Genomic DNA, 20,675 nt, shown 5'->3' on the forward strand with positions numbered 1-20,675 from the left:
GCCGGGTGTCGCGGACGACCGCGACCAGCGCCGTGGCCCGCCCCCATCGGGGCGTCCTCCCGGGCGGCCGACGTGAACGCGGCTGAGCGGTTCACCCTGGAGCCGACCGGCGAAGAGTGGCGAAGCGCGAGGATCGCCCGCGGGCAGCTCCGTGACCAGCGCTTCCCGCTGCCCTTAGGGGCGGCTGACGTGATCTTCGACCGGGCGCGCTTGGCGAACGCGGACTTCACCGAGACGCGGTTCACCGGCTTCCTGGCCTACGGTAGCGAGTTCGACGGATGCGACTTCTCCGGCACCGCCTTCGAGGAGCTGTCGATGGGCAGCACCAGCAGCGGCGTCGGTGGAAAGGCGTGGGGCGGCACCGCGTGGCCGCAGACCGTCTTCCGCGATTGCGTGTTCCGCCGCACCCGGTTCGCCGAGCGCACCTTCTTCGGCAACGTCCGGTTCGAACGGTGCACGTTCGATCGGTCTCGCCTGCGGGGGCAGACGGCCACCTTCGAGGCCGAGTTCGTCGACTGCGTCTTCCTCGGCCCGGTGCGCGACATCAACTTCTGGGGCCGCCCGACCCAGTATCAAGCCGCGCTGGGCAGGGCGCACAATGACTTCACGGGCAACGACTTCACCGCCGCCGAGCTCACTCATGTCGCCTTCCACCACATCGACCTGCACGCCCAGCGCTTCCCCGGCCTGCCCGGCTACGCCCTCCTCGACCGGGTCGCCGAACGGGTGAGCGCGGTGCTGCCGCTGGTCGAGGGCTGGCCGGAGGAGCGACACCGCAAGGGGGCGCGCTTCGCGCTGGAGTTCCTCGCCGACACGGCACGCGCGTGGAACGACGACCAGGCCCTGGTGAGCCCGGCGATCCTGGGCCGCAAGCTGCCGCCCGCTCTCCGTGAAGAGCTGTTCGAGGCGCTCAGACGCACATCCAGCGATACATCCCGTGGTTGAGCCGCACCGCTTCGCGGGCCAGGTCCCGCAGGGCGGTGATGCGTTCGATCTGGTAGTCGTCGAGCAGCTCGTCCTCGGCGTACTCACGCAACCGCGCGTCCTCCACGGCGGCCAGCGCGGCGACGGTCTCCGGCATCATCCGCTCCACGCCCGACGCCTCATCGTCGACGACGACCTCGCTGTCGCCGAACTCGCTGAGGTCGCGTCCGCTGAGCTCGGCGACCAGGTCGTCGAGCTCGTCGATCCACCCTTTGCAGTCGACCAACGGCAGCCGCGCGTACCCCGGCCCGCCGGACAGGGCCCACCCGGCCGACTCGTCGGAGCCCGCCGTGAAGTAATCGACCAATACGCCCATGGTCGAACACCTTATCGATCACGTCGTCATGAGGACGGAGATCGTCTCAGGGCGTCGGTGGGAGGGCGGCGGCGATGCAGTCGAGGACGCGTTGGAGCCCGTGTCGGAACTGGTCGTCGCGGCTCAGGTGTGGCTGGCGCGCCTCCATCACGATCTTGGTGAAGATCGGGTACTCCCCGCTCTTCACCAACTGGTCGACGTACGAGTGGCTCCGCGCCATCCACTCCGACTCGGTGAGCCCGCTGCGGCGGAACTCCTTGGCCGAGCTGATCTCCTCGCGGACGGTGCCCTCGATGTAGCTGTTCAGCATGGCCACGAGGCCGAGGTTCTCGTCGATGGAGACGAAGGCGTCGAGCACTCCCATCAGCCGTTCGATCAGGAGCAGCTGGTTGGGGCCGAAGCTGGGGAGTGAGCGCTGCACGGTGGCGATCCACGGGTGCCGCAGCCACATGGCCCGCAGTCCGTCGGCGTAGCGGGTCAGGTCGGCGCGCCAGTCGCCGGAGGGCATGCCCTCGACGTCGATCTCGCCCATCAGCCGGTCGGCCATGAGCTCGACCAGGTTGTCGCGGCTCGGGACGTACCGGTAGAGGGACATCGCGCCGGCGCCGATCTCGGTGGCGATCCGCCGCATGGTGGCGGCCTCCAGCCCTTCGGCGTCGGCGATCCGGATCGCCGCCTCGGTGATCTGCGCGCGGCTGTAGACCGGCCTAGGCCCGCGGGCGGGGCGCTCGGGCCGCATCCAGATGTTCACGTACTCGGCGTCGGCCACCGTCTCCTCCTCTCCAGTTGCGTACATGGTACCCAGTAATCTAGCCTGACCCGAAACCGCGTACAACGTACCCAGTGGAGGGGTTGATGTCTGATCCGATCGTGGTCGCCGAGGGGCTGCACAAGTCCTTCGGCGACACCCACGCCCTACGGGGCCTGGACCTGAGCGTCCCGAGAGGGACGGTCTGCGGCGTGCTCGGGCCGAACGGCGCCGGGAAGACGACCGCGGTGCGCATCCTGGCGACCCTGTCCGATCCCGATGGCGGGCACGCCCGCGTCGCCGGATACGACGTCGTCCGCGAGGCCGGCAAAGTGCGCGAGCAGATCGGGCTCGCCGGCCAGTACGCCGCCGTGGACGAGAAGCTCACCGGCCGTGGCAACCTGCGCATGTTCGGGCGCCTCTACCACCTGCCCCGCCGCCAGGCGCACCGGCGGGCTGACGAGCTGTTGGAGCGCTTCGGTCTGATGGACGCGGCCGACCGCCCGGTACTCGGCTACTCCGGCGGCATGCGCCGCCGGCTCGACCTGATCACCTGCCTCATCCTGCGCCCCAAGGTGCTCTTCCTGGACGAGCCCACCACCGGTCTGGACCCGCGCAGCCGCGGCGAAATCTGGGACAGCGTGCGCGAGCTGGTGGCCGATGGCACCACGGTGCTGCTCACCACGCAGTATCTGGACGAGGCCGACCAGCTGGCCGACGACATCGCCGTCATCGATCACGGGCGGGTGATCGCCGCCGGCACGCCGGACGAGCTGAAGGCCACGATCGGGGACCGCCTCGACGTCACCCTCGAAGACCCCGCCGCGCTGCCTGCGGCGATGACCGTCCTGAACACCCTCGCCGGCGCCGATCCCACACCGGCGGGCGCCGACGGGCTCAGCGTCGTCCTGCCCGCCGGCGGCCTCCGGCTCGCCGACATCGTGCGCGAGCTCGACCACGCAGGAGTCGCCGCGGCCGACGTACGGCTGCGCCGCCCCACCCTCGACGAGGTGTTCCTGCGCCTCACCGACCGCAAGGAGTCCGTGGGATGAACGACCTCACCGACCGCGAGGAGCCTGTTCGATGACCACACTCACCTCACCGCTGCGTGGCCTGGGCTGGACGTTCGCCGACGGGCTGACCCTGGTCGGCCGCGAGCTGGGACGGCTGCGGCAGGAACCAGGGCAGATCGTCGCCGCGCTGCTCTTCCCGGCCGTCATGGTGGTGCTGTTCGGGTACGTCTTCGGCAGCGCGATCCAGGTGCCGGACGGCGGCGACTACCGCGAGTACCTCATGCCCGGCCTGTTCGCGATGGTGACCTTCTCCGCGTGGCTGGGGGTCATGACGCGGATGGCCGCCGACTCCTCCCGCGGTGTGATGGACCGGTTCCGCTCCATGCCGATGGCGCGATTGGCGGTGCCGTTCGGGCAGACCGGCGCCGACCTGCTGATCGGCCTGCTGATGCTGGCCATCATGGTGGGCGCGGGCCTCGTGGTGGGCTGGCAGCCGCACCGCGGCCTGATCCCCACGGCCCAGGCGTTCCTGCTGATGATCGTGCTGCGGTACGCGCTGAGCTGGGTGGGCGTCTATCTGGGCCTGGCGGTGAAGAACGACCAGGCCGCCGACGCGATGGTGCCGCTGGGCCTGCCGTTCACGATGTTGTCGAACGCGTTCGTCCCGACCGACGGCATGCCGGGCTGGCTGCGCTTCCTGGCCGACTGGAACCCGGTCAGCGCGCTCACCGCCGCCTCACGGGAGCTGTTCGGCAACCCGGGCGCCCCGTCCGGCGAGGTGTCCTGGCCGCTCGCGCATCCGGTGGCCGCCGTCCTGCTCTGGTCGGCCGCGCTGCTGCTGGTGTTCGTGCCGCTGTCGATCCGCGCCTACCAGCGCAGGGGACGGTGACGGCCGGGACGGCGGGCCGAGGATCCGGATCTCCGGGGCCATGGGGCTGGGACGGTTGAAGATCCGCCATGCGCGGCGTTGAAGGTCCCCGATAGGCAAACATCGGGGGGACATATACCTTTTGAGCAGCAGCTGAGTGGATCCTCCCTGAGCCCAGGAGAAGATTGCCTCGTGTCTGGTCCGCGCCCGTTGGCCGAGAACGACCCCCGGCAGATCGGGGACTATCGACTGGTCGGGGTGCTGGGCGTCGGCGGGCAGGGGGTCGTCTATCTGGCGCAGGCCCCCTCGGGACGGCAGGTGGCCGTCAAGACGCTGCACGCCCAACTGGCCTCCGACGCCGAGACCCTGGAACGGTTCCTGCGCGAGAGCGAGATCGCCCGGTCGGTGGCGGCGTTCTGCACGGCGCGGGTCGTCGACGCCGGGATCGCCGACCGGGCACCCTACCTGGTCAGCGAGTACGTGCCGGGCCCGTCCCTGGACGAGCTCGTAACGGGGGAGGGGCCGCGCGCCGGCGGCGGGCTGGACCGGTTGGCGATCACCACTCTGGTCGCGCTGGACGCGATCCACCGGGCCGGCATCGTGCACCGGGACTTCAAGCCCAGCAACGTGATCATGGGCCAGGAGGGGCCCGTCGTCATCGATTTCGGCATCGCCCGGGTGCTGGACCACTCCACCACGGGATCCGGCCTGATCGGCACCCCGGCCTATCTGGCGCCGGAACAGCTCAACGGGGAGCCGGCCGGGGCCGCCTCGGACGTGTTCGCCTGGGCCGCGACCATGGTGTACGCCGCCACCGGGCACCGGGCCTTCTCCGGCACGGTCACCGCGGGCGTCCTCAACGCGATCATGACCCGCGAGCCCGACCTGTCGGGCGTCCCCGACCGCCTGCGTCCCCTCCTGGCGGCCGGCCTGGCCAAGGATCCCGCGGCCCGGCCGAGCGTCACGGACCTGTTCACCGCGCTCACCCACGAGACTCCCCTCCAGGAGGCGGGCGCGCGACCGGGTAAAGCCCGGCGCCGCCTCCAGGAGGCGGGCGCGCCACCGGGAACCGCCCCGCGCCGCCGCCGTCCGGCCCGCCTGGCGAAGGTGCTCGCGGCGGCGGTCGTCGCCCTCGCGGTCCCCGTGGCCTTATGGCTGACGCCCGCCCTGACCAAGGTCCTTCCCGGGAGCACCGCGAAGCCCTCCGCGCCGTTCGGCGCCCTGGTCCGCGAGCCCGTCAGCGGCTGGCAGCCGTGGGTGCTGTCGCTGGCGGTGGGACAGCGGGACGGCCGCCCTGCGGTGGCCTCGGGAGGCTACGACGGCACGGTGCTGGTCTCGGATCTCGCCACCGGCACACCCCTCCGCGCGCCGTTCAGGGGGCATGAGGGGCCGGTCTGGTCGGTGGCGACCGGGCAGGTGAACGGCCGCCCGGTCGTCGTCTCCGGCGGAAGCGACGGCACCGTGCGCGTCTGGGACCAGACCACCGGCGAGCCGGTCGGCGAACCCTTCCGCGGCCACCGGGGCTCGGTCGAGTCGGTGTCGGTCGGAGACCTGAACGGTCGCCCGGTAGCGGTCTCCGGCGGCCTCGACGGCACGGTGCGGGTTTCGGACCTGGCCACCGGCAAGCCGGTCGGCGAGCCTGCCGGCACCGGCCGCGGCTGGGTGCTGTCGGTGGCGGTGGGCGAGCTGAACGGCCGTCCGACGGTGGTCTCCGGGGACGTCGACGGCACCGTCCTGATCACGGACCTGGCCACCGGCACCCTCATCTCCAGACTCGACCACGCTCACCAGGGGCCGGTCGAATCGGCGACGGTGGCGCGACTCAACGGTCATCCGGTGGCGGTCACCGGCGGCGGGAAGGGCGATCACACGGTACGCGTCTGGGACCTGGCCTCGGGCGCGCGGCTCGGCCCGCCCTTCATGGGCCACCGGAGCTGGGCGCTCGGCCTGGCCGCCGGGCAGCTCGGCGACGGCCGCCCGATCGTGGTCTCCGGCGGCTACGACGATCAGACCGTACGGGTATGGGACCTGGCGACCGGCAGGCCGATCGGCGAGCCCTTCAAGGACCACCGGGGCCTGATCGAAGCGGTGGCGATCGGACGGCTGGACGGCCGCCCGGTGGCGGTCTCCGGGGGGAACGACGGCGAGGTCCGGGTCTGGAGCCTGGGCTCCCCGTACCCGTCCCCGTGAGAGGGCCCGTGAGAGGACCCGTGAGAGGACCCAGGGGAGCCCCGAGCGGGGCTCCCCTTGTTTCAGGGTCTTCTACCAGTCGCCGGCGTAGAGCTGGCCGCGGACGGCGCCGCCGGGGAACTTGGCGTTGTGCAGGTTGGCGTACCAGTTCTTGGGGTTCTTCCAGATGCGGCGGGCCGTGGCGGCGTCGGTGGTGGAGCTGCCGGCCAGGCCGTTGACGCTCGGGGGCAGGCCCTTCTTGGCTTCGAAGAAGGGCACGACGACGGGGCCGTTGGTGCCCTTGGGCGCGCGGTGGATGTGGGCGGCGGTCGGGGTGTCGACGTGTTTCCAGGTGGCGGCGAACCAGACGCGGTCGCCTTCGGGCTGGACGAGCCAGGCGGCGCGGCCGTTGCTGTCGCCGACCTTGGTGCCGGGGGCGGGGATCTCCTGCTTGCCGTCGGCGCGGGTGGTCAGGGTGCGGCCGAAGCCGTGGGCGAGGATGGATTCCAGGGCGACGGGGCGGATGCGGGTGAGCTGGGCGCGGACGGCGCCGCCGCCGAACTCGTCGTTGTGGAGGTTGGCGTACCAACCCTTCGGGTTGTTGAGGATGCGAGAGAGGAGGTTGGTGTCCTTGACCTGGACGGTGCCCTTGATCGCGTGGAGCTGGGGCGGCAGGGCGGTGGTGATGAAGGGGATGACGACATCGCCGTTCTGGCCGCTGGTGCCCTTGTGGATGTGGAACCCGCTGGGGGCGTTGACGTTGCTCCAGCGGACCGCGTAGTCGACGCGTTGCCCGTGGATGCGGAAGACGGCCAGGGCGGCGCCGTCGTTGTCGCCGACCTTGGTGCCGTCGGCGGGCACCTCGTTCTTGCCGGCGAGGCTGGCGGCCAGGTAGATGGGCGTGCTGGATTGTGCGGCGGCCGGGGGAGCGGGGACGGCGAGCAGTGCCGTGGAAATGGCCAGGCCAGGAAGAGCGAGGGTGCGCTTGTTCATGATCGGCCCTTGTTCGTCGTTGGTGGTTACTCCTGGGAGGTACGGGCCGATACATGACCTTGGTTCAACGGCGAAGGTGATCCGCTGCCGCCCCGCGCGGCATTACCAGGTGACGGGCAGCTCGTGCATGCCGTACACGCTGGCCTCATCCTTGAACGAGAGCTGCTCGTCGGGCACGGCCGGCCGCAGGCCGGGGATCCGCCGGAACAGGGTGTTGAAGACGATCTCCAGCTCCACGCGGGCGAGGTTCTGGCCCAGGCACTGGTGCGGGCCGTAGCCGAACGCCAGGTGGCTGCGGGCGTCGCGCTCGATGTCGAACGAGTCGGCGTCCTCGAACGCCTCCGGATCGCGGTTGCCGGCGTTGGCCAGGGTGAGCACGCCTTCTCCCGCGGGGATGACCGTGCCGCCGAGCTCCACGTCCTCGGTGGTCACCCGCATGATCGCGAACTCGGCGATGGTGAAGTGCCGCAGCAGCTCCTCGACCGCGCCCGGCGTCTTGGCCGGGTCCTCGCGCAGCGCGGCGAGCGCCTCGGGGTGGCGCAGCATCATGTACGTGCCCAGCGAGATCATGTTCGCCGTGGTCTCGTGCCCGGCGATCAGCAGCAGGAACGCCAGGCTGAGCAGCGCGCTGTGGTCCACCTCGCCGCTCTCGCGCTGCTTGATCACCTGGCGGCCGAGCAGGTCGTCGGTCGGGTTCTCCTCCTTGGCCTTGATCAGCTTGTCGAGGTAGATGACCAGCTCGAAGGCCGCGTGCTGGCGCTCCTGCGCCGTGATGGTGCGGTTGAGCAACTGCGCGGAGTGCGTCTGGAAGAAGTCGTGCTCGTCGTACGGCACGCCGAGCAGCTCGCAGATCACCAGCGAGGGCACCGGCAGGGCCAGCGCCGACACCAGGTCGACCGGGCGCGGGCCGTCCAGCATGGCGTCCAGGTGCTCGTCCACGATCTGCTGGATGCGCGGCCGCAGCGCCGCCATGCGCCTGACGGTGAACTCCCCGATCACCGCGCGACGCGCGTGGCCGTGCTCGGGCGGGTCCATCTCCAGCATCATCTTGGGCAGCGGCGAGTTGGCGGGCGCCATCTCGCCGCTCAGCCTGGGCGCGTTGGGATGGCGGCGGTCGGCGCTGAAACGCGGGTCGCTCAGGACCGTGCGGATGTCCTGATAGCGGGCGGCGACCCAGGCGGGCGAACCGCTCGGCAGCATGATCTTGCTGACCGGCTGCTCGCGCAGCAGGCGAAGGTGCTGCTCAGGCGGGGCGTACGGGCAGGTGCGGGTGATCTGGAGCGTCTCAGCGGAGTCAGCGGTCACGGTTGTCCCCAATCAGCGTGCCATTCCCAAACTTCCCTACATCTGTAGGCTAACCTACAGATGTAGGTCACAGTACACTGAGGCGTGGCCCTCACCAGAGACAGAAAGAGCGACCTGAACGACCCGCGGGTGCGCCGCACCCAATCGGCCCTGCAACGCACGCTGATCGACCTCGTCCAGGACCGTGAGCTGTCCCGGATCAGCGTCGCCGACGTCGCAGAACGCGCCGGGGTGAGTCGTTCCACGTTCTACGACCACTACCGTGACGTGCACGAGCTGGCCGAGGCGGCCTGCACGACGATGATCGACGACCTGGTCGAGGCCATCCCCGACCCCGGCGCGGGGCACGTCCCGCACCCGGCCCCCGACACGCTGCTGACCTTCTTCGCCCACCTCGACGAGCACGCCGGCCTCTACCGCAGCGTGCTCGGGCCCCAGGGGAGCGCGCGCGTCATCGACCACGTGCGCCGCCGCGCCACCGTCGCGGCCTACGCCGGCGCGCGCCGCGCCGCCACGGGGGACGGCGTCCCGACCGACTACACGGCTCAGACGCCGCATGACGTGCCCGCCGCGTTCACGGCGGGCGCGCTCATCGGCGTCGCGACCGACTGGCTTCAGCACGGCTGCCCGAGCTCACCCGCTGAGATGGCCGCTCTGACCCGCCCGCTGCTGATGGCCGTCTACCGCGAGGACGACCCGGCCTAGCCGGGCGCTCAGCTCGCGGAGACCGAGAAGCTGTTGGTGACGAAGTCCATCCCGCCGCTGGAGGAGGTGATCTCGTAGCCGAACTGCACGTTGCCGAGCGTCACGTCACCCATCCAGCCGTTGGTACGCAGCCAGTTGAGCACCGCCTTGATGTCCACGGTGCCGGAGTTGGTGTTGCCGGTCCTGACGAACGAGAAGACCTGGTTCGCGCCGTTGCTGCCCCGGTAGACGTCCCAGCTGTGCCCGCCCACCGTCGCGCTGGTCTGGCGGGAGCCGAGCGGGCCGACGGCGCCGTGCTTGTTCATCCAGAGCATGATCTCGTACGCGTTCGCCGAGTCCCAGATGTCGTACGCCGTCGTGTACGAACCGCCGTTCGGCACCGTGACGTTGAAGCTGCTGGTGGCGCTGCCGAGGGCGCTGATGCGCTTGCCGACGTACTTGGTGGCGTTCGGGTACGACTTCACCCCGCCGGTGTTGGGGTGGTTGGCCCACACGCCCCAGTTGCTGTAGGAGTTCGCCCAGATGGTCTGCGGGCCGGCGCCGCCGCCCCAGATGTTGTTGTAGAGCGTGTAGCCGCCGTTGGTCCAGGTGCCCCACTGGGCGCTGGAGGACCAGGTCGCGGCCAGCGCGGGCGGGGCGAAGAGGCCGATGATGATCGCCAGTACGCATACGGGTACGGCTGAACGCACGATCCTGCGCATTGCATGGTCCCTTCTGCCTCTGCGCTGTCTTTAGTTTGGCTGTTATCCAAATTAACAATCCAAACGAGACACACTTTCCGCTTGTTGACCCGCTCAGTCAACCCGGTGTGAAACTTTCGCGCGCGGCGCCCCGCGGCGGGTCATGGCCGGGCTGAGCTGAGCTCTCTGGGCCGGTCGACGGCGTCGTGGTGGCAGATCCGCTCGCCGGGGTGCGCGGCGCTGCCGCCCGAGCAGTGGGGGACCGGCTGGGTGGGGGCCGGGATGGGGCTGAGGGCGGCGGTGAGGAGGAACGTGGCGGTCGTGGTGAGGGCGCCAGTGAGGACGGCGAGGGTGGCTTTCGTACCAGTTTTCATGGTGCTCCCGGTGTTGTCGTCTGCCGGGTTTGATGCTTGGTTGCCGATGGTTGTTCGCGGTGTTGTCGCAGGTCAGGAAAGGTGTCGGGGTTTGTGGGGTTATGCCGGGTGGTCGACTTGGTCGACTTGGTCGGCGACGCAGGCCAGGTACATGCCGAGCCGGGCCACGTGGTCGTCGCCGCTGTGGCCGGACAGCGCGGCGATCTTGTCGAGGCGGTAGAGCAGCGTGTTGCGGTGGATGTTCAGGGCCGAGGCGGCCTTGACGAGGTTGAACCCGTTCTCGCAGAACGCGATGATCGTCTGCCGCAGGGCGGGCCACTCGGGGCGCTCGCGCAGCTCGGTGGTGAAGACCTCGCCCAGGCGCAGGCGGGCGGTCGAGGGGGCGGCGGCCAGCACCTGGTGCACGCGTAGCTCGTCGATGGCGTGCACCGGCGAGCCGGGGCGGACGCGGGGGCCGAGGCGCAGCGCCGCCGCCGCGTCGGCGAAGGAGGCGTGCAGCCCCGGGACGGAGGAGGCGCCGACGCCGATGCCGATCCTGGCCTGCAGCCCGGCGCTCTGCCGGATGCGGTCGGCCAGCCGGTCGGCGAGCGGCCGCAGGTCGGCGGGGGCGGAGGTCCAGCGGAGCGCGGCGTAGCGGCCGCCCGCCACGGAGGCGACGAGATCCTGCGGGCCGCAGAAGACCTCCCGGATGACGCGGAGCAGACCAGGCCGGGAGTCCGTGCCGTCCCCGTGTCCTGGGGTCTCGCTGAGCTCGATGAGCACGACCGTGTGCGGCTGGCCCAGGTTGAAGCCGAGCTCCTGCGCCCTGGCCATGAGCTCGTCGGGGTCGGCCACGTCCGGGTCGAACTGCATGATGTCGCGCAGCAGGTCCTCCAGGGTCCGTTCGCGCAACATCCGCGAGCGCAGCAGCATCGACTCCTGCAGCAGGATCTCCGTCTGGCGCTTGACGACCAGGCCGAACCGCTTCACCTGGGCGGGGGAGCCGGTGATCCCGACCGTGCCGACCGCGCGGCCGTCGATGACGATCGGCAGGGTGATCCCGGGCCGCACCCCCCGCAGCCTGCGGGCCTGGTCGCCGGAGTGGGCGGCCGGCTCCAGCGTGTGCATGACCTCGACGGACGCCTCGTGGAACGAGCCGATGCGGCTGCTGTCGCCGCTGCCGATGACCGTGCCGTGCCGGTCGGTGATCAGGACGTTGAAGCCGATGATGTCGCTGGTGTCGCCGGCGATGCCCTGCGCGAGCGCGGGCGTCAGGATCGGCGGCCATGCGTGACCGGACGTCGCCATGAGACCTGCCTTCATGCGAATCGTACGAATTCAACACCATAAAGGTCGATATCTACGTACTTATCATCCAATGACGCCGGAGTTAACCCCCTTTAACGTGGTCCTATTCGAAGAAAGGCCAGGTCGGGGGGCTGATTCCGGAATGGAGGTCGGGATCTATGTGGTGGACAAGGCGCCGGAGGAACGTCTTCGGCGCGGCCCTCGCGCTGGTCGCGCTCGCCTCGCTCACGGCGTGCGGCGACGACGCGACGGAGCCGGCGGCCGCGAACACGTACGGCACCCTCGAACCCGGGGTGCTGAAGGTAGCCGTCCAGCCGTACATGCCGTACACGGCGGTCAGAGGCGAGGAACTGGTCGGCATCGACAGCGAGATCCTCCAGACGGTCGCCAAGAAGCTGGGCCTGCGGCTCGAACCCCAGGTCACCGACTTCAGCGGCATGCTGGGCAACGTGCAGGCCCGCCGGGTGGACATCTCGATCGGTGGCATCGCCTGGTCGAAGGAGCGGCAGGCCCAGGGCCTGTTCACCGACCCGCCGTACTACTCCCCGCCGGCGATGGCGGTCCACGGCGACCAGAGCTACTCGACCGTCAAGGACCTCACCGGGCTCCCGCTCGGCACGGTCACGGGGTACGTGTGGGTGAAGTCGATCCAGGCCATCCCCGGAGCCAAGCTGCACGCCTACCCGGACGCCAACGGCGTCTTCAACGACCTGTCGGCCGGCCGCATCAAGGTGGGCTTCCTGGACCCGCTGCTCATCATCTACACCCAGCAGAAGCGTCCCGACATGAGGTTCAGCACGCGTTACCTCACCGCTCCCACCGACGCGGAGGTCAAGGAGAACGCGTCGTACGAGTACCTGCGGCCGTACATGACCAGCTTCTACCTCCCCAAGCAGGAGCCCAGGCTGGAGCAGGCCGTCTCCAAGGAGATCCGGCAGATGTACGCCAACGGGGAGATGGCCGCCCTGGTGAAGAAGTACGGCGGCGACCCCGAGCAGTTCCTGAAGCCGTCCCCGTGGATGGCCGGGCAGCGCCGCGGCGTCGACCGGCCGGCCGACTGGCAGCCCCCCACCATGTAACGGAGATCCGACGTGTTCGAGGTGCCGTGGTCCGACTACACCGGCGCGCTGCTCCAGGGCCTGCTACGCACGCTCGAGTATGCCGCGCTCGGCTTCGCCGGAGCCGTCGTCCTGGGGCTGCTCCTCGCGCTGCTGCGCATGAGCCGCCTGCGCCTGGTACGGCTGCCCGCGACGATCTACACCGAAGTGTTTAAGAACATCCCCCTGCTGGCCATCATCTTCGTCACCTACTTCGGCCTGACCTCCATCGGGATCAAGCTCGGGACGATCGAGGCGGGCGCGCTGAGCCTGGTGATCTTCTACGCCGCGTACCTGTCGGAGATCTTCCGCGCGGCCCTGGCCGGCGTGCAGGCCGGCCAGCTGGAGAGCGCCCAGGCTCTGGGCATGAGCCCGACCGGTGCCTTCGCCCACGTGATCCTGCCCCAGGCGCTCCGGCTGGCCCTGCCGGGCACCAGCACGATGCTGGTGGACCTGCTCAAGTCCACGTCGCTGCTCGTGACCATCTCGGCGGCCGAGCTCATGACCCAGGCCCAGCTCATCACCTCCGACACCTTCCGTGCCCTGGAGGTCTACCTCGTCATCGCCGCGATCTACTTCGCGCTCTGCTACCCCCTGTCGCAGGCGTTGCTGTGGCTGGAGCGGCGCATCCAGGTGGGCACGCCGCTGCTGTCCGGCAGGCGCCGCCGCCTGCGCAAGGCCCGCGCCCTGCTGGAAGCCGTGGAGGCATCATGAACCCGCAACTCGCCCAACCGGCCCTGGAGACCGCGCCGGTCGTGCGGATCAGCGGCCTGCGCAAGGCGTTCGACGGCCGCCCGGTGCTCGACGACGTCAGTCTCGACGTGCGCCCCGCCGCGATCGTGAGCATCCTCGGCCAGAGCGGCGGCGGCAAGAGCACGCTGCTGCGCTGCGTGAACCTGCTGGAACGGCCCGACCGGGGCACCATCGAGCTGGCCGGGGAGCCGATCTTCCAGGGCGACCGGCCGGTGCGCACCGACCTCGCCGGGCTGCGGCAGCGCGTCGGCATGGTCTTCCAGCGCTTCCACCTGTTCCCCCACCTGACGGCCGTGGAGAACATCGTCCTGGCGCAGCTGAAGGCCGCCCGGATCGCCGAGGACGAGGCGATCGCCACCGCCGTCCGGCTGCTGCGCCGCGTCGGCCTGGCGCACCGCGCGCTCGCCTTCCCCGACCAGATGTCCGGCGGCGAGCAGCAGCGGGTCGCCATCGCGCGGGCGCTCGCGCTCCAGCCGGCCGTGCTGCTGTTCGACGAGCCCACCTCCGCGCTCGACCCCGAATCCACCGGTGAGGTGCTCCGCGTCATGCGCGCGCTCGCCGACGACGGCATGACCATGATGATCGTCACGCACGAGGTCGCCTTCGCCAGGGAGATCTCCGACGAGGTGGTCTTCCTCGACCGCGGCCGGATCATCGAGCAGGGGCCGCCGCGGGAGGTCATCGACCGCCCGCGGCAGGAGCGCACCAGGGCCTTCCTCAGTTCCTTCGGGCAAAGGTGACCACGTGACCACACTGTCCGGCGAGAACCCGGTCGTCATCGTCGGGGCCGGCGCCATCGGCCTGTCCACCGCCTTCTACCTGCGACGCCAGGGCGTGGCGGTGCACGTGGTGGACCGCGGCCCCGTCGGCGGCGGCTCCTCCCGGGGCAACGCGGGCTGGGTCTGCCTGAGCCACTCCGCCCCGGTGCCCGCCCCGGGCGTCGTCGCGCACGCCGCCCGCTCCATCGGCAGGCCGGACTCGCCCTTCTACCTGCGTCCCCAGCTCACCCTCGCGTTCGCGCGCTGGCTGCTGATGTTCCAGCGCAGCTGCCGGCGGCAGGCCTTCGAGCACGGGTACGCCGCCGTCGCGCGCTTCGCCCGCACCGCCTTCGACCGCTTCGGCGAACTGGCCGCGGACGGCGTCGACACCACCCTGACCAGGCCCGGCCTGGTGCACGCGTACACCTCGATGGACGAGGCCCGGCGCGTCCACCGCACGCAGCGCGCCATGTCCAGGACGGGCTACGAGGTCCCCGAGCGGATCCTGACCGGCGACGACGCCGCGGCCCTCGACCCCGCGCTCGGCGGCGGGGTCGCGGCCGGCTACCTCGTGCCGGGGGAGGGCGTGCTCGACCCGACCGCCCTGATCGACTCCCTCGCCGCCCACCTGCGCAAGGGCGGAGCGAGCATCACCGAGCACGTGGCCGTGCGCGGCTTCCGGGTGCGGGGCGGCCGGGTGACCGCGGTGCGCACCGCGGACGGCGACATCGACTGCTCGGCGGCGGTCGTGGCGGCCGGCGCCTGGTCCGCCGACCTGCTGCGGACGCTGGGACACCGGCTCCCGCTGCAGGCCGGCAAGGGCTACAGCTTCTCCGTCGACCTTCCCTCGCCGCCGAGCCATCCCCTCTACCTCGGCGACAAGCACCTCGCGATCTCGCCCATCGGCGGGACCACGCGCATCGCCGGGACGATGGAGCTCAGCGGCAACAACCGGCGGCTCGACTGGCGGCGCGTGGTGGCCATCGCCCGCGCCAGCCGCGACTACCTGGGCCCCTGGTACGACAGCCCCGACGACCTCATGGCGCTGATCCACGACCCCTGGGTCGGCGGGCGGCCCATGCTGCCGGACGGCCTGCCCGTCCTCGACCGCCTGCCGTCGGTCCCCAACGCGTACGTCTCCACCGGGCACGGCATGCTCGGCATCACCCTCGCACCCGCGACCGGCGAGGCCATGGCCGGCTACGTCACCACGGGACACCGCCCGGAAGGGCTCGAGGCCTTCCGCTGCGACCGGTTCGCCCCCTCGGGCCGCTGACGGCGACGGAGCGGGGCTGACCCGCGGGCTGGCCATCGGCCTGGCCGCCGGGGTGGTCATGGGCCTGCTCAGGGGAATCAGGCCCGATCGGCGCGCCTGGAGTTACACGGGCGCCGGCTGCTGCGCAAGACCGGGCCGTACTACGAGCTCGGCCACGCCAGGCTCGCCGACGTGCTCGCCGCACCCGAGCCGCGGCCGCTCCGACGATGAAGCCGGGCGGGCGGCCGCCGTGGCAGCCGCCCGCCCGTGGTTCGTCAGGCGGCGTCGTACGCGGCGATCTCGGTCATCGTCGGGGTGTAGACCTCGCCGGCCACCTTCCCGGTCAGCGCCACCCGGAGGCGGGAGGTCGTGACGTCGCCGAATCCGGTCACGGACAGGTCGTGCCCGATGCCGTTGGCACGGCCGGCGAACGTCACCCACGTGCCGGTCCCGGCGTCCCATCGCCGCAGCTCGAACGTCTGGACCCGCGGGTTGGTGCCCGAGTCGGTGTACTCGTCCAGATAGACCTCGTCGAAGGTGGTGGCCGTGCCGAAGTCGATGTCGAGCGTGATCGGGTAGGTCGCGTCGTCGGCCGCCGCCCAGCGGGTCGCCGGGTTGCCGTCGGTCAGGTTCTTGGCGACGAGCGTGCCGTTCGCGCCGGGGTGCGTCGAGCTCGCGGTGACCGGTTTGCCGAGGGCGAGGTTGACCCGGCCGTCACCCGGGTCGTTCTCGATGGGGTCGTCGTCCACCGGGTTGGTGACCTTCGCCCCGATCGGGCTCTCCGCCATGCCGATGTCCGGCGCGTCGCCGTAGTAGATGTGGGTGCCGAGGAAGTCCTCGGTGCCCAGGTGGGGGTTGTAGCGGCCGGCGTCGATGAGCGGCGAGTCGTCGCGCAGCTTGAAGTGCGCGGCGGCCGTCCGGATCTGGGCCACGCCCGCTCCGGTGACGTACTTCGCCGGGTCGCCCACGAACTTCGGATCGGCGCGCAGGCCCGCCCGGTCCGCCGGCTCCTGGGCCGAATGCGTGCCGCCGGCCTCGTAGTAGTCGTTGTTGGCGAACACCGCCTGGCGCAGGGCACCGGTGCGGCGATACCACGGCGTCGGCGTCGTCTTGGAGGAGTTGTAGAAGATGTTGTTCAGGAAGTAGACGGTGCTCAGGAACGTCTCGTCGTGCACGTAGTCGAGGTCCGCGCCGTCGTACACGAAGGTGTTGTTCGTGAAGTAGGTCGGCGAGTAGTTCGTCGACAGCATGTTCTTCACGAGCACGCCGTTGTCGTTGACGCTCAGGTTGTAGCGGGCGACCGAGTTGGAGCTGTTGCCCATGTACGCCATCCAGCCCGCCGCGTTGTCGTGCGAGTAGTTGAACTGGTAGGTGACGTTGAAGTTCGTGTACTCCAGGTCCCACGGCGTGCCGTCGTACTCGTTGTCCGGGCCGCCGTAGACCTCGTTGAACTGCATGACCGAGTCGGCGCCCGCCCACAGGTAGAGCCCGCAGGACACCGCGTTGTACCGCTTGAGGAAGCCGTTGACCTCGTTGTACTCGACCGTCATGTTCTTGGCGTTGGCGAACTGGAACGCGCCCTGGCCGACGCTTTCCGCGTAGTTGTGGCCGATGTAGACGTCACGGCTGTAGAGGTCGCGGGTGCGTACCCAGAGCTGTTCCCAGCCCTCGTGGAACTTCCCGCTCTCGTCGTACTGGCCGGCGTCCGCGCCGTCGGCGGCGAACCAGTTGAACGAGAACTGCACGGCGTGCAGTTCGACCTTCGTGAACGTGTTGTTCTCGATCCGGACGTCCTTGAAGTAGTAGCCGCCGGTCCCGTACGACTTGTAGCCGCGGCTGCCGAAGACCTGGAAGTTGACGCCGCCGTAGTGGATCTTCTGCCAGGTGCTCGGGCCGTCGAGATCGTGGACGTACACGTTCGAGATGCGGAAGTGGTCCATGATGCTGTCCGCGCCGGCCGCCAGGAGGTCGGCGTTGATGGAGACCATGATCCCGTCGCGGACGTAGGTCCCCGTGGTGATGTCGGTGGCGAAGTTGTCGTCGTTGGACAGCTCGACGTTGTCGATCTCGAAGTACTGCTGGTTGCGCAGCACGATGGCGCCGGTCCGGCCGACCGTGTCGGGGTTCTTCGTGCCGTCCGCCCGGAACGGGCTCGGCGCCCGGCCGTTCGTCGCGATGTACGGCCGGCGGGCCTTCGAGTCGCCGTAGGCCGAGATGGTGATCGGTTTGCCCGCGCTGCCCGAGCCCTTCGGCCAGAGCTGCTCGTTGTTCCACTGCTCGCCGGCCTTGAGCAGGACGCGGTCGCCGGGCCTGAACGTCGTCGCGTTCGCCTTGGCCAGGGTGCGCCAGGCGGTCTGCTGGGTGGTGCCGGCCGCGCTGTCGCGGCCGTTCGTGGCGTCGATGAAGTAGTCCTGGCCGCCGGTCGGGTTCGGCGTGTTGCCCGGGAAGTCCGCCTTCTTGGCGGCGGCGGGGGAGCGGTCCGGGGTCGTGGCGGCGGTCGCGGCGGGCGCGAGCGATCCTGCGAGCAGTACGGCGAGCAGGACGGCGAGCAGGACGACGGGGCCCATGCGGAGCGCCTGCCCGATGGAGGGTGCGGTACCGACAGGTTTCACTGTTGAACATCCTCTGCGTTGATGGCGTCCACCGCCGCCGTGTCGACCTTGAAGACGCTGCCGTCCACCCGGCGCTGGAGGAACTGGGTGAATTTCTCCTCGATGAGCGACTGCCGGATCCGCCGCGAGTACTCGGCGAACGCCGCGTCCTCGTCGACGGTCTTGCCGTTGAGCTGGTAGTACGTGACCTGGCCGGTGCCCGGGACCGGGCCGGAGATCTCGCCGGGCGCGAGCTTGCCCAGCACGGCCATGAGCTCCTGGTCGTGGGCGGCCGAGCCGCCGCCGTGCTGCTCGGCGGTCGTGAGCCTGGCGCCCGGCTCGCGGTCCGCGAGCTCCGCCAGCCGACCGGCGGCGGCCACCCGCCGCTGGAGGCCGGCCCCGTAGCCGGCGGAGGCGCCGTCGGGCACCGGCACCACGAGCTTCGCGTACGTGTACGTGGTCGCGTTGGCGCTCCAGGCGTCCCGGTCGGCGTCGAACGCCCGCCGGACGTCGGCGTCGGTGACCCGGAGCGGGCCGTCCACGCTGAGCCGCTGCTTCAGGCTCGTCGTGAGCTCGGTGAGCCGGCGCGAGTAGTACTCCTCGGGGGAGAACTCCGTCAGTCCGTAGACCACCTGGCCCCTGGCGATGGCGTCGGCGCGCCGCTCGTTCTCGGCGGCCAGCTCGGCGAGGAAGGCCGCGTGGTCGGCGGAGCCGATCAGGTGCTGCTCCTTCGCGAGCAGCAGGGCGGTCTTGTCCCGCCGGATCTCGTCGAGCGCGCGGGCCGAGAGCCGCTGGATCGCGCTCTTGCCACCCGCGTTCGCGCGGCTGTCGTTGCGTATTTCGTTCTCGACCTGCGGGGCGAGGCGGCGCATGTGGAAGAGCAGCTCGTCGCGGGTGACGGTGTGCCCGTCGAGGGAGGCGACCGCGTCGGTGCGCCGGGCGAGCGCCACGCCGCCGATCGTGAGCGCGATGAGGGCGGCCACCACGGCGGCGATGAGGACGGCGGCCCGGGGTGACCGTCCGCGAGCGGCGCCCTTCCTCGCGGTGCTCTTTTGGCCGGCGCCCTTCCCGGCGGCGACCTTCTTGGCGGCGCTCCTTCCGATGGCGCCTTTCCCGATGGCGTCTTTCCTGGCGGCGTCCTTCGCGAGTACGGCCTTCATGAGGCTGCTCCGATCGCGGTCACGTGGGCGACGACGGGTGTGGCCCGGGCCTGCGGAACCTCGACCAGCACGGCGTCCACCTCGGCCGGCGCGAACCTCAGGATGCGCTGGTAACCCACCGCGTTCGCCTGCGCGAGCGTCGTCCACCGGCCGTCCCGGCGGCCCCGGACGACGACGTGCTCGATGCGCTGCCCGTGCGCGATGTCCTCGCCCACCACGACCGCCTCGACCGGGCTAGGCTGCGCGAACACGAGCCGCACGCCGGGCTGGGGGTCGGCGTCGTCCGGCCGCCACGGCGTACGGCCCCGGGCGGGCCACGCGGTGGCGACGTCGCCCGCCGTACCGGACGACACCGTCGCGGTCGCCGCCACGCGCCGCGCCCGGAAGTCCTCGACTTGCCGTCCGAGCCGCGCCAGCACCGCCAGGTCGGCGTCCCGCACCAGCCCGTCGCCGGCCGGCGGGACGTTGAGCAGGAAACAGGAGTTGCCGCCGACGGCACGCAGGTAGATGCGGAACAGCTCGTCCGCCGAGCGGACCATGGCGTCCTCGGCCGGGTGGTGGAACCATCCGGGCCGGATCGAGGTGTTCACCTCGGCCGGATACCAGACCAGGTCGTCCTCGTGCCCCGCCAGCGCGGCGCGGCTGCCGAGGTCGCGGTCGTCGCTGCGGACGAGCCGGGCGAACGCGCCGTCGTCGGCCTGCTGCGAGCGGTCCGCGATCCGCTCGGCGTCCAGCAGGGCGCGCGGGACGACGCTCCACTCGTCGGGGCGGGTGCTCCCGGCCTCGTTGCCGCACCAGCGGACGTCGGGCCCGCACACGCTGATCACCGCGTCCGGCTGCAGCTCGCGGACCACCGCGTAGTAGCGCTCCCAGTCGTACACCTGGCGCCGGCCGTTCGGGCCCTCGCCGTTCGCGCCGTCCAGCCACACCGTGAACACCGGGCCGTACCGGGTGAGCAGCTCGGTGAGCTGGGCGACGTAGAAGTCGTCGTACGCGCTCCCGGTGCCGTACGACGCCTCGGTGCGGTCCCAGGGCGACAGGTAGATCCCGAACCGCAGGCCGTGCCGCCGCGCCGCCTCCGCGACCTCCGCGACCACGTCGCCCCGGCCGCCGCGCCAGGGCGAGGACGCGACCGTGTACGTGGTGACGTCGCTCGGCCACAGGCAGAAGCCGTCGTGGTGCTTGCAGGTGAGGATCACGCCGGTCATCCCGGCCGACTTGAGCGCCCTGATCCACTGGTCGGCGTCCAGCCCGGCCGGGTCGAAGGCGGCCGGGTCGTCGTGTCCCTCGCCCCACTCGCGGTCCGTCATCGTGTTCATGCCGAAGTGGATGAACCCGTAGAACTCCATCGCCTGCCACGCGAGCTGGCGCGGGCTCGGCCGTACCGCCGCCAGCGCGGCCGGCCGCGTGCGCGCGGTCACTGGAACCGCCGGTTGTACGAGGCCAGCACGGCCAGCAGCCCGGCCAGCGCGGCCAGCATGATCGCGAGGCTGCCCCACCCGGCCGTCGTGCGGGCGGTGACGACGACGGCGACGCAGCCGGCCGCGACGATCGTTCGAGCGGTGACGAGCAGCAGGCTGCGCGTCGAATCCTTCATGACGGTTTCCTCTCTGGGAAAC

20 protein-coding genes are annotated in these 20,675 nt (G+C 70.8%); 9 read left to right on the plus strand and 11 right to left on the minus strand.

Features of this window, described 5'->3' with window-relative positions:
• Positions 1–72: 72 nt before the first annotated feature.
• Positions 73–945 carry a pentapeptide repeat-containing protein gene (locus ABZS69_RS22580; RefSeq protein WP_355375592.1) on the plus strand — a complete coding sequence of 291 codons (873 nt, stop codon included), beginning with the start codon at positions 73–75 and terminating at the stop codon, positions 943–945.
• Here the strand turns inward: ABZS69_RS22580 and ABZS69_RS22585 are convergent.
• Together ABZS69_RS22585 and ABZS69_RS22590 are read right to left on the minus strand one after the other, a co-directional pair.
• Positions 911–1,300, minus strand: a complete 390-nt coding sequence (locus ABZS69_RS22585; protein WP_355375595.1) for a hypothetical protein — start codon at positions 1,298–1,300, stop codon at positions 911–913. The genes ABZS69_RS22580 and ABZS69_RS22585 overlap by 35 nt on opposite strands.
• A gap of 46 nt (positions 1,301–1,346) precedes the next feature.
• Positions 1,347–2,096 (minus strand): TetR/AcrR family transcriptional regulator, encoded by a 750-nt coding sequence (locus ABZS69_RS22590; RefSeq protein WP_355375598.1) that lies wholly within the window; start codon positions 2,094–2,096, stop codon positions 1,347–1,349.
• 59 nt (positions 2,097–2,155) lie between these two features.
• On the opposite strand from ABZS69_RS22590, the gene ABZS69_RS22595 reads away from it, so the two are divergent.
• The 3 genes from ABZS69_RS22595 to ABZS69_RS22605 all read left to right on the plus strand — a co-directional run bounded on the left by ABZS69_RS22595 (position 2,156) and on the right by ABZS69_RS22605 (position 6,119).
• Complete coding sequence (locus ABZS69_RS22595) at positions 2,156–3,100, plus strand: ATP-binding cassette domain-containing protein (protein WP_355375601.1); 945 nt, start codon at positions 2,156–2,158, stop codon at positions 3,098–3,100.
• A gap of 31 nt (positions 3,101–3,131) precedes the next feature.
• The gene (locus tag ABZS69_RS22600) at positions 3,132–3,950 is read left to right on the plus strand and encodes an ABC transporter permease (protein ID WP_355375604.1); all 819 of its coding nucleotides are present in this window, start codon (positions 3,132–3,134) and stop codon (positions 3,948–3,950) included.
• 171 nt (positions 3,951–4,121) lie between these two features.
• Positions 4,122–6,119: a serine/threonine-protein kinase gene (locus ABZS69_RS22605; protein ID WP_355375606.1), complete on the plus strand. Its 1,998-nt coding sequence runs from the start codon at positions 4,122–4,124 to the stop codon at positions 6,117–6,119.
• A 72-nt stretch (positions 6,120–6,191) separates the two neighbouring features.
• On the opposite strand, the gene ABZS69_RS22610 is transcribed toward ABZS69_RS22605, so the two are convergent.
• Positions 6,192–7,091, minus strand: coding sequence for a CHRD domain-containing protein (locus ABZS69_RS22610; RefSeq protein ID WP_355375609.1), 900 nt, complete (start codon positions 7,089–7,091; stop codon positions 6,192–6,194).
• Between the two features lie 102 nt (positions 7,092–7,193).
• A complete protein-coding gene (locus ABZS69_RS22615) occupies positions 7,194–8,396 on the minus strand; it encodes a cytochrome P450 (protein ID WP_355375611.1) in 1,203 nt (400 codons plus the stop codon).
• 84 nt (positions 8,397–8,480) lie between these two features.
• Between ABZS69_RS22615 and ABZS69_RS22620 the strand changes: the two genes are divergently transcribed.
• Positions 8,481–9,101 (plus strand): TetR/AcrR family transcriptional regulator, encoded by a 621-nt coding sequence (locus ABZS69_RS22620; RefSeq protein WP_355375614.1) that lies wholly within the window; start codon positions 8,481–8,483, stop codon positions 9,099–9,101.
• Positions 9,102–9,109: 8 nt separating this feature from the next.
• Here the strand turns inward: ABZS69_RS22620 and ABZS69_RS22625 are convergent, their stop codons facing one another.
• From ABZS69_RS22625 to ABZS69_RS22635, 3 genes are all read right to left on the minus strand, one after another.
• Positions 9,110–9,802 (minus strand): hypothetical protein, encoded by a 693-nt coding sequence (locus ABZS69_RS22625; RefSeq protein ID WP_355375617.1) that lies wholly within the window; start codon positions 9,800–9,802, stop codon positions 9,110–9,112.
• Positions 9,803–9,942: 140 nt separating this feature from the next.
• The gene (locus ABZS69_RS22630; RefSeq protein WP_355375619.1) at positions 9,943–10,155 is read right to left on the minus strand and encodes a hypothetical protein; all 213 of its coding nucleotides are present in this window, start codon (positions 10,153–10,155) and stop codon (positions 9,943–9,945) included.
• Between the two features lie 99 nt (positions 10,156–10,254).
• Entirely contained in the window at positions 10,255–11,442 is a 1,188-nt protein-coding gene (locus tag ABZS69_RS22635; protein ID WP_355375621.1) for a sugar diacid recognition domain-containing protein, read from the minus strand.
• Between the two features lie 158 nt (positions 11,443–11,600).
• Here ABZS69_RS22635 and ABZS69_RS22640 point away from each other — a divergent pair, with 158 nt between their 5' ends.
• The 4 genes from ABZS69_RS22640 to ABZS69_RS22655 are packed head-to-tail and all read left to right on the plus strand — an operon-like array spanning position 11,601 to position 15,326.
• Positions 11,601–12,521, plus strand: coding sequence for a transporter substrate-binding domain-containing protein (locus ABZS69_RS22640; protein ID WP_355375624.1), 921 nt, complete (start codon positions 11,601–11,603; stop codon positions 12,519–12,521).
• A gap of 12 nt (positions 12,522–12,533) precedes the next feature.
• A complete protein-coding gene (locus tag ABZS69_RS22645) occupies positions 12,534–13,253 on the plus strand; it encodes an amino acid ABC transporter permease (protein ID WP_355375627.1) in 720 nt (239 codons plus the stop codon).
• Positions 13,250–14,032 carry an amino acid ABC transporter ATP-binding protein gene (locus tag ABZS69_RS22650; RefSeq protein WP_355375630.1) on the plus strand — a complete coding sequence of 261 codons (783 nt, stop codon included), beginning with the start codon at positions 13,250–13,252 and terminating at the stop codon, positions 14,030–14,032. Before ABZS69_RS22645 ends, ABZS69_RS22650 begins: the two co-directional genes overlap by 4 nt.
• A gap of 4 nt (positions 14,033–14,036) precedes the next feature.
• On the plus strand, positions 14,037–15,326 hold the full coding sequence (locus tag ABZS69_RS22655; protein ID WP_355375632.1) for an FAD-dependent oxidoreductase: 1,290 nt from the start codon (positions 14,037–14,039) through the stop codon (positions 15,324–15,326).
• Between the two features lie 254 nt (positions 15,327–15,580).
• On the opposite strand, the gene ABZS69_RS22660 is transcribed toward ABZS69_RS22655, so the two are convergent.
• Genes ABZS69_RS22660 through ABZS69_RS22675 form a run of 4 tightly spaced genes read right to left on the minus strand, consistent with a single transcriptional unit; the run spans position 15,581 to position 20,653 of the window.
• Positions 15,581–17,917 carry a discoidin domain-containing protein gene (locus tag ABZS69_RS22660; protein ID WP_355375634.1) on the minus strand — a complete coding sequence of 779 codons (2,337 nt, stop codon included), beginning with the start codon at positions 17,915–17,917 and terminating at the stop codon, positions 15,581–15,583.
• Complete coding sequence (locus ABZS69_RS22665; protein WP_355375636.1) at positions 17,914–19,056, minus strand: hypothetical protein; 1,143 nt, start codon at positions 19,054–19,056, stop codon at positions 17,914–17,916. The genes ABZS69_RS22660 and ABZS69_RS22665 overlap by 4 nt, the downstream gene beginning before the upstream one ends.
• Positions 19,053–20,477, minus strand: a complete 1,425-nt coding sequence (locus ABZS69_RS22670; RefSeq protein WP_355375639.1) for an alpha-L-fucosidase — start codon at positions 20,475–20,477, stop codon at positions 19,053–19,055. Before ABZS69_RS22670 ends, ABZS69_RS22665 begins: the two co-directional genes overlap by 4 nt.
• The gene (locus ABZS69_RS22675) at positions 20,474–20,653 is read right to left on the minus strand and encodes a hypothetical protein (protein ID WP_355375641.1); all 180 of its coding nucleotides are present in this window, start codon (positions 20,651–20,653) and stop codon (positions 20,474–20,476) included. The genes ABZS69_RS22670 and ABZS69_RS22675 overlap by 4 nt, the downstream gene beginning before the upstream one ends.
• Positions 20,654–20,675 lie beyond the last annotated feature (22 nt).

Origin of the sequence: Nonomuraea sp. NPDC005650, assembly GCF_040605375.1 — a bacterium.
Taxonomy (GTDB): Bacteria; Actinomycetota; Actinomycetes; order Streptosporangiales; family Streptosporangiaceae; genus Nonomuraea.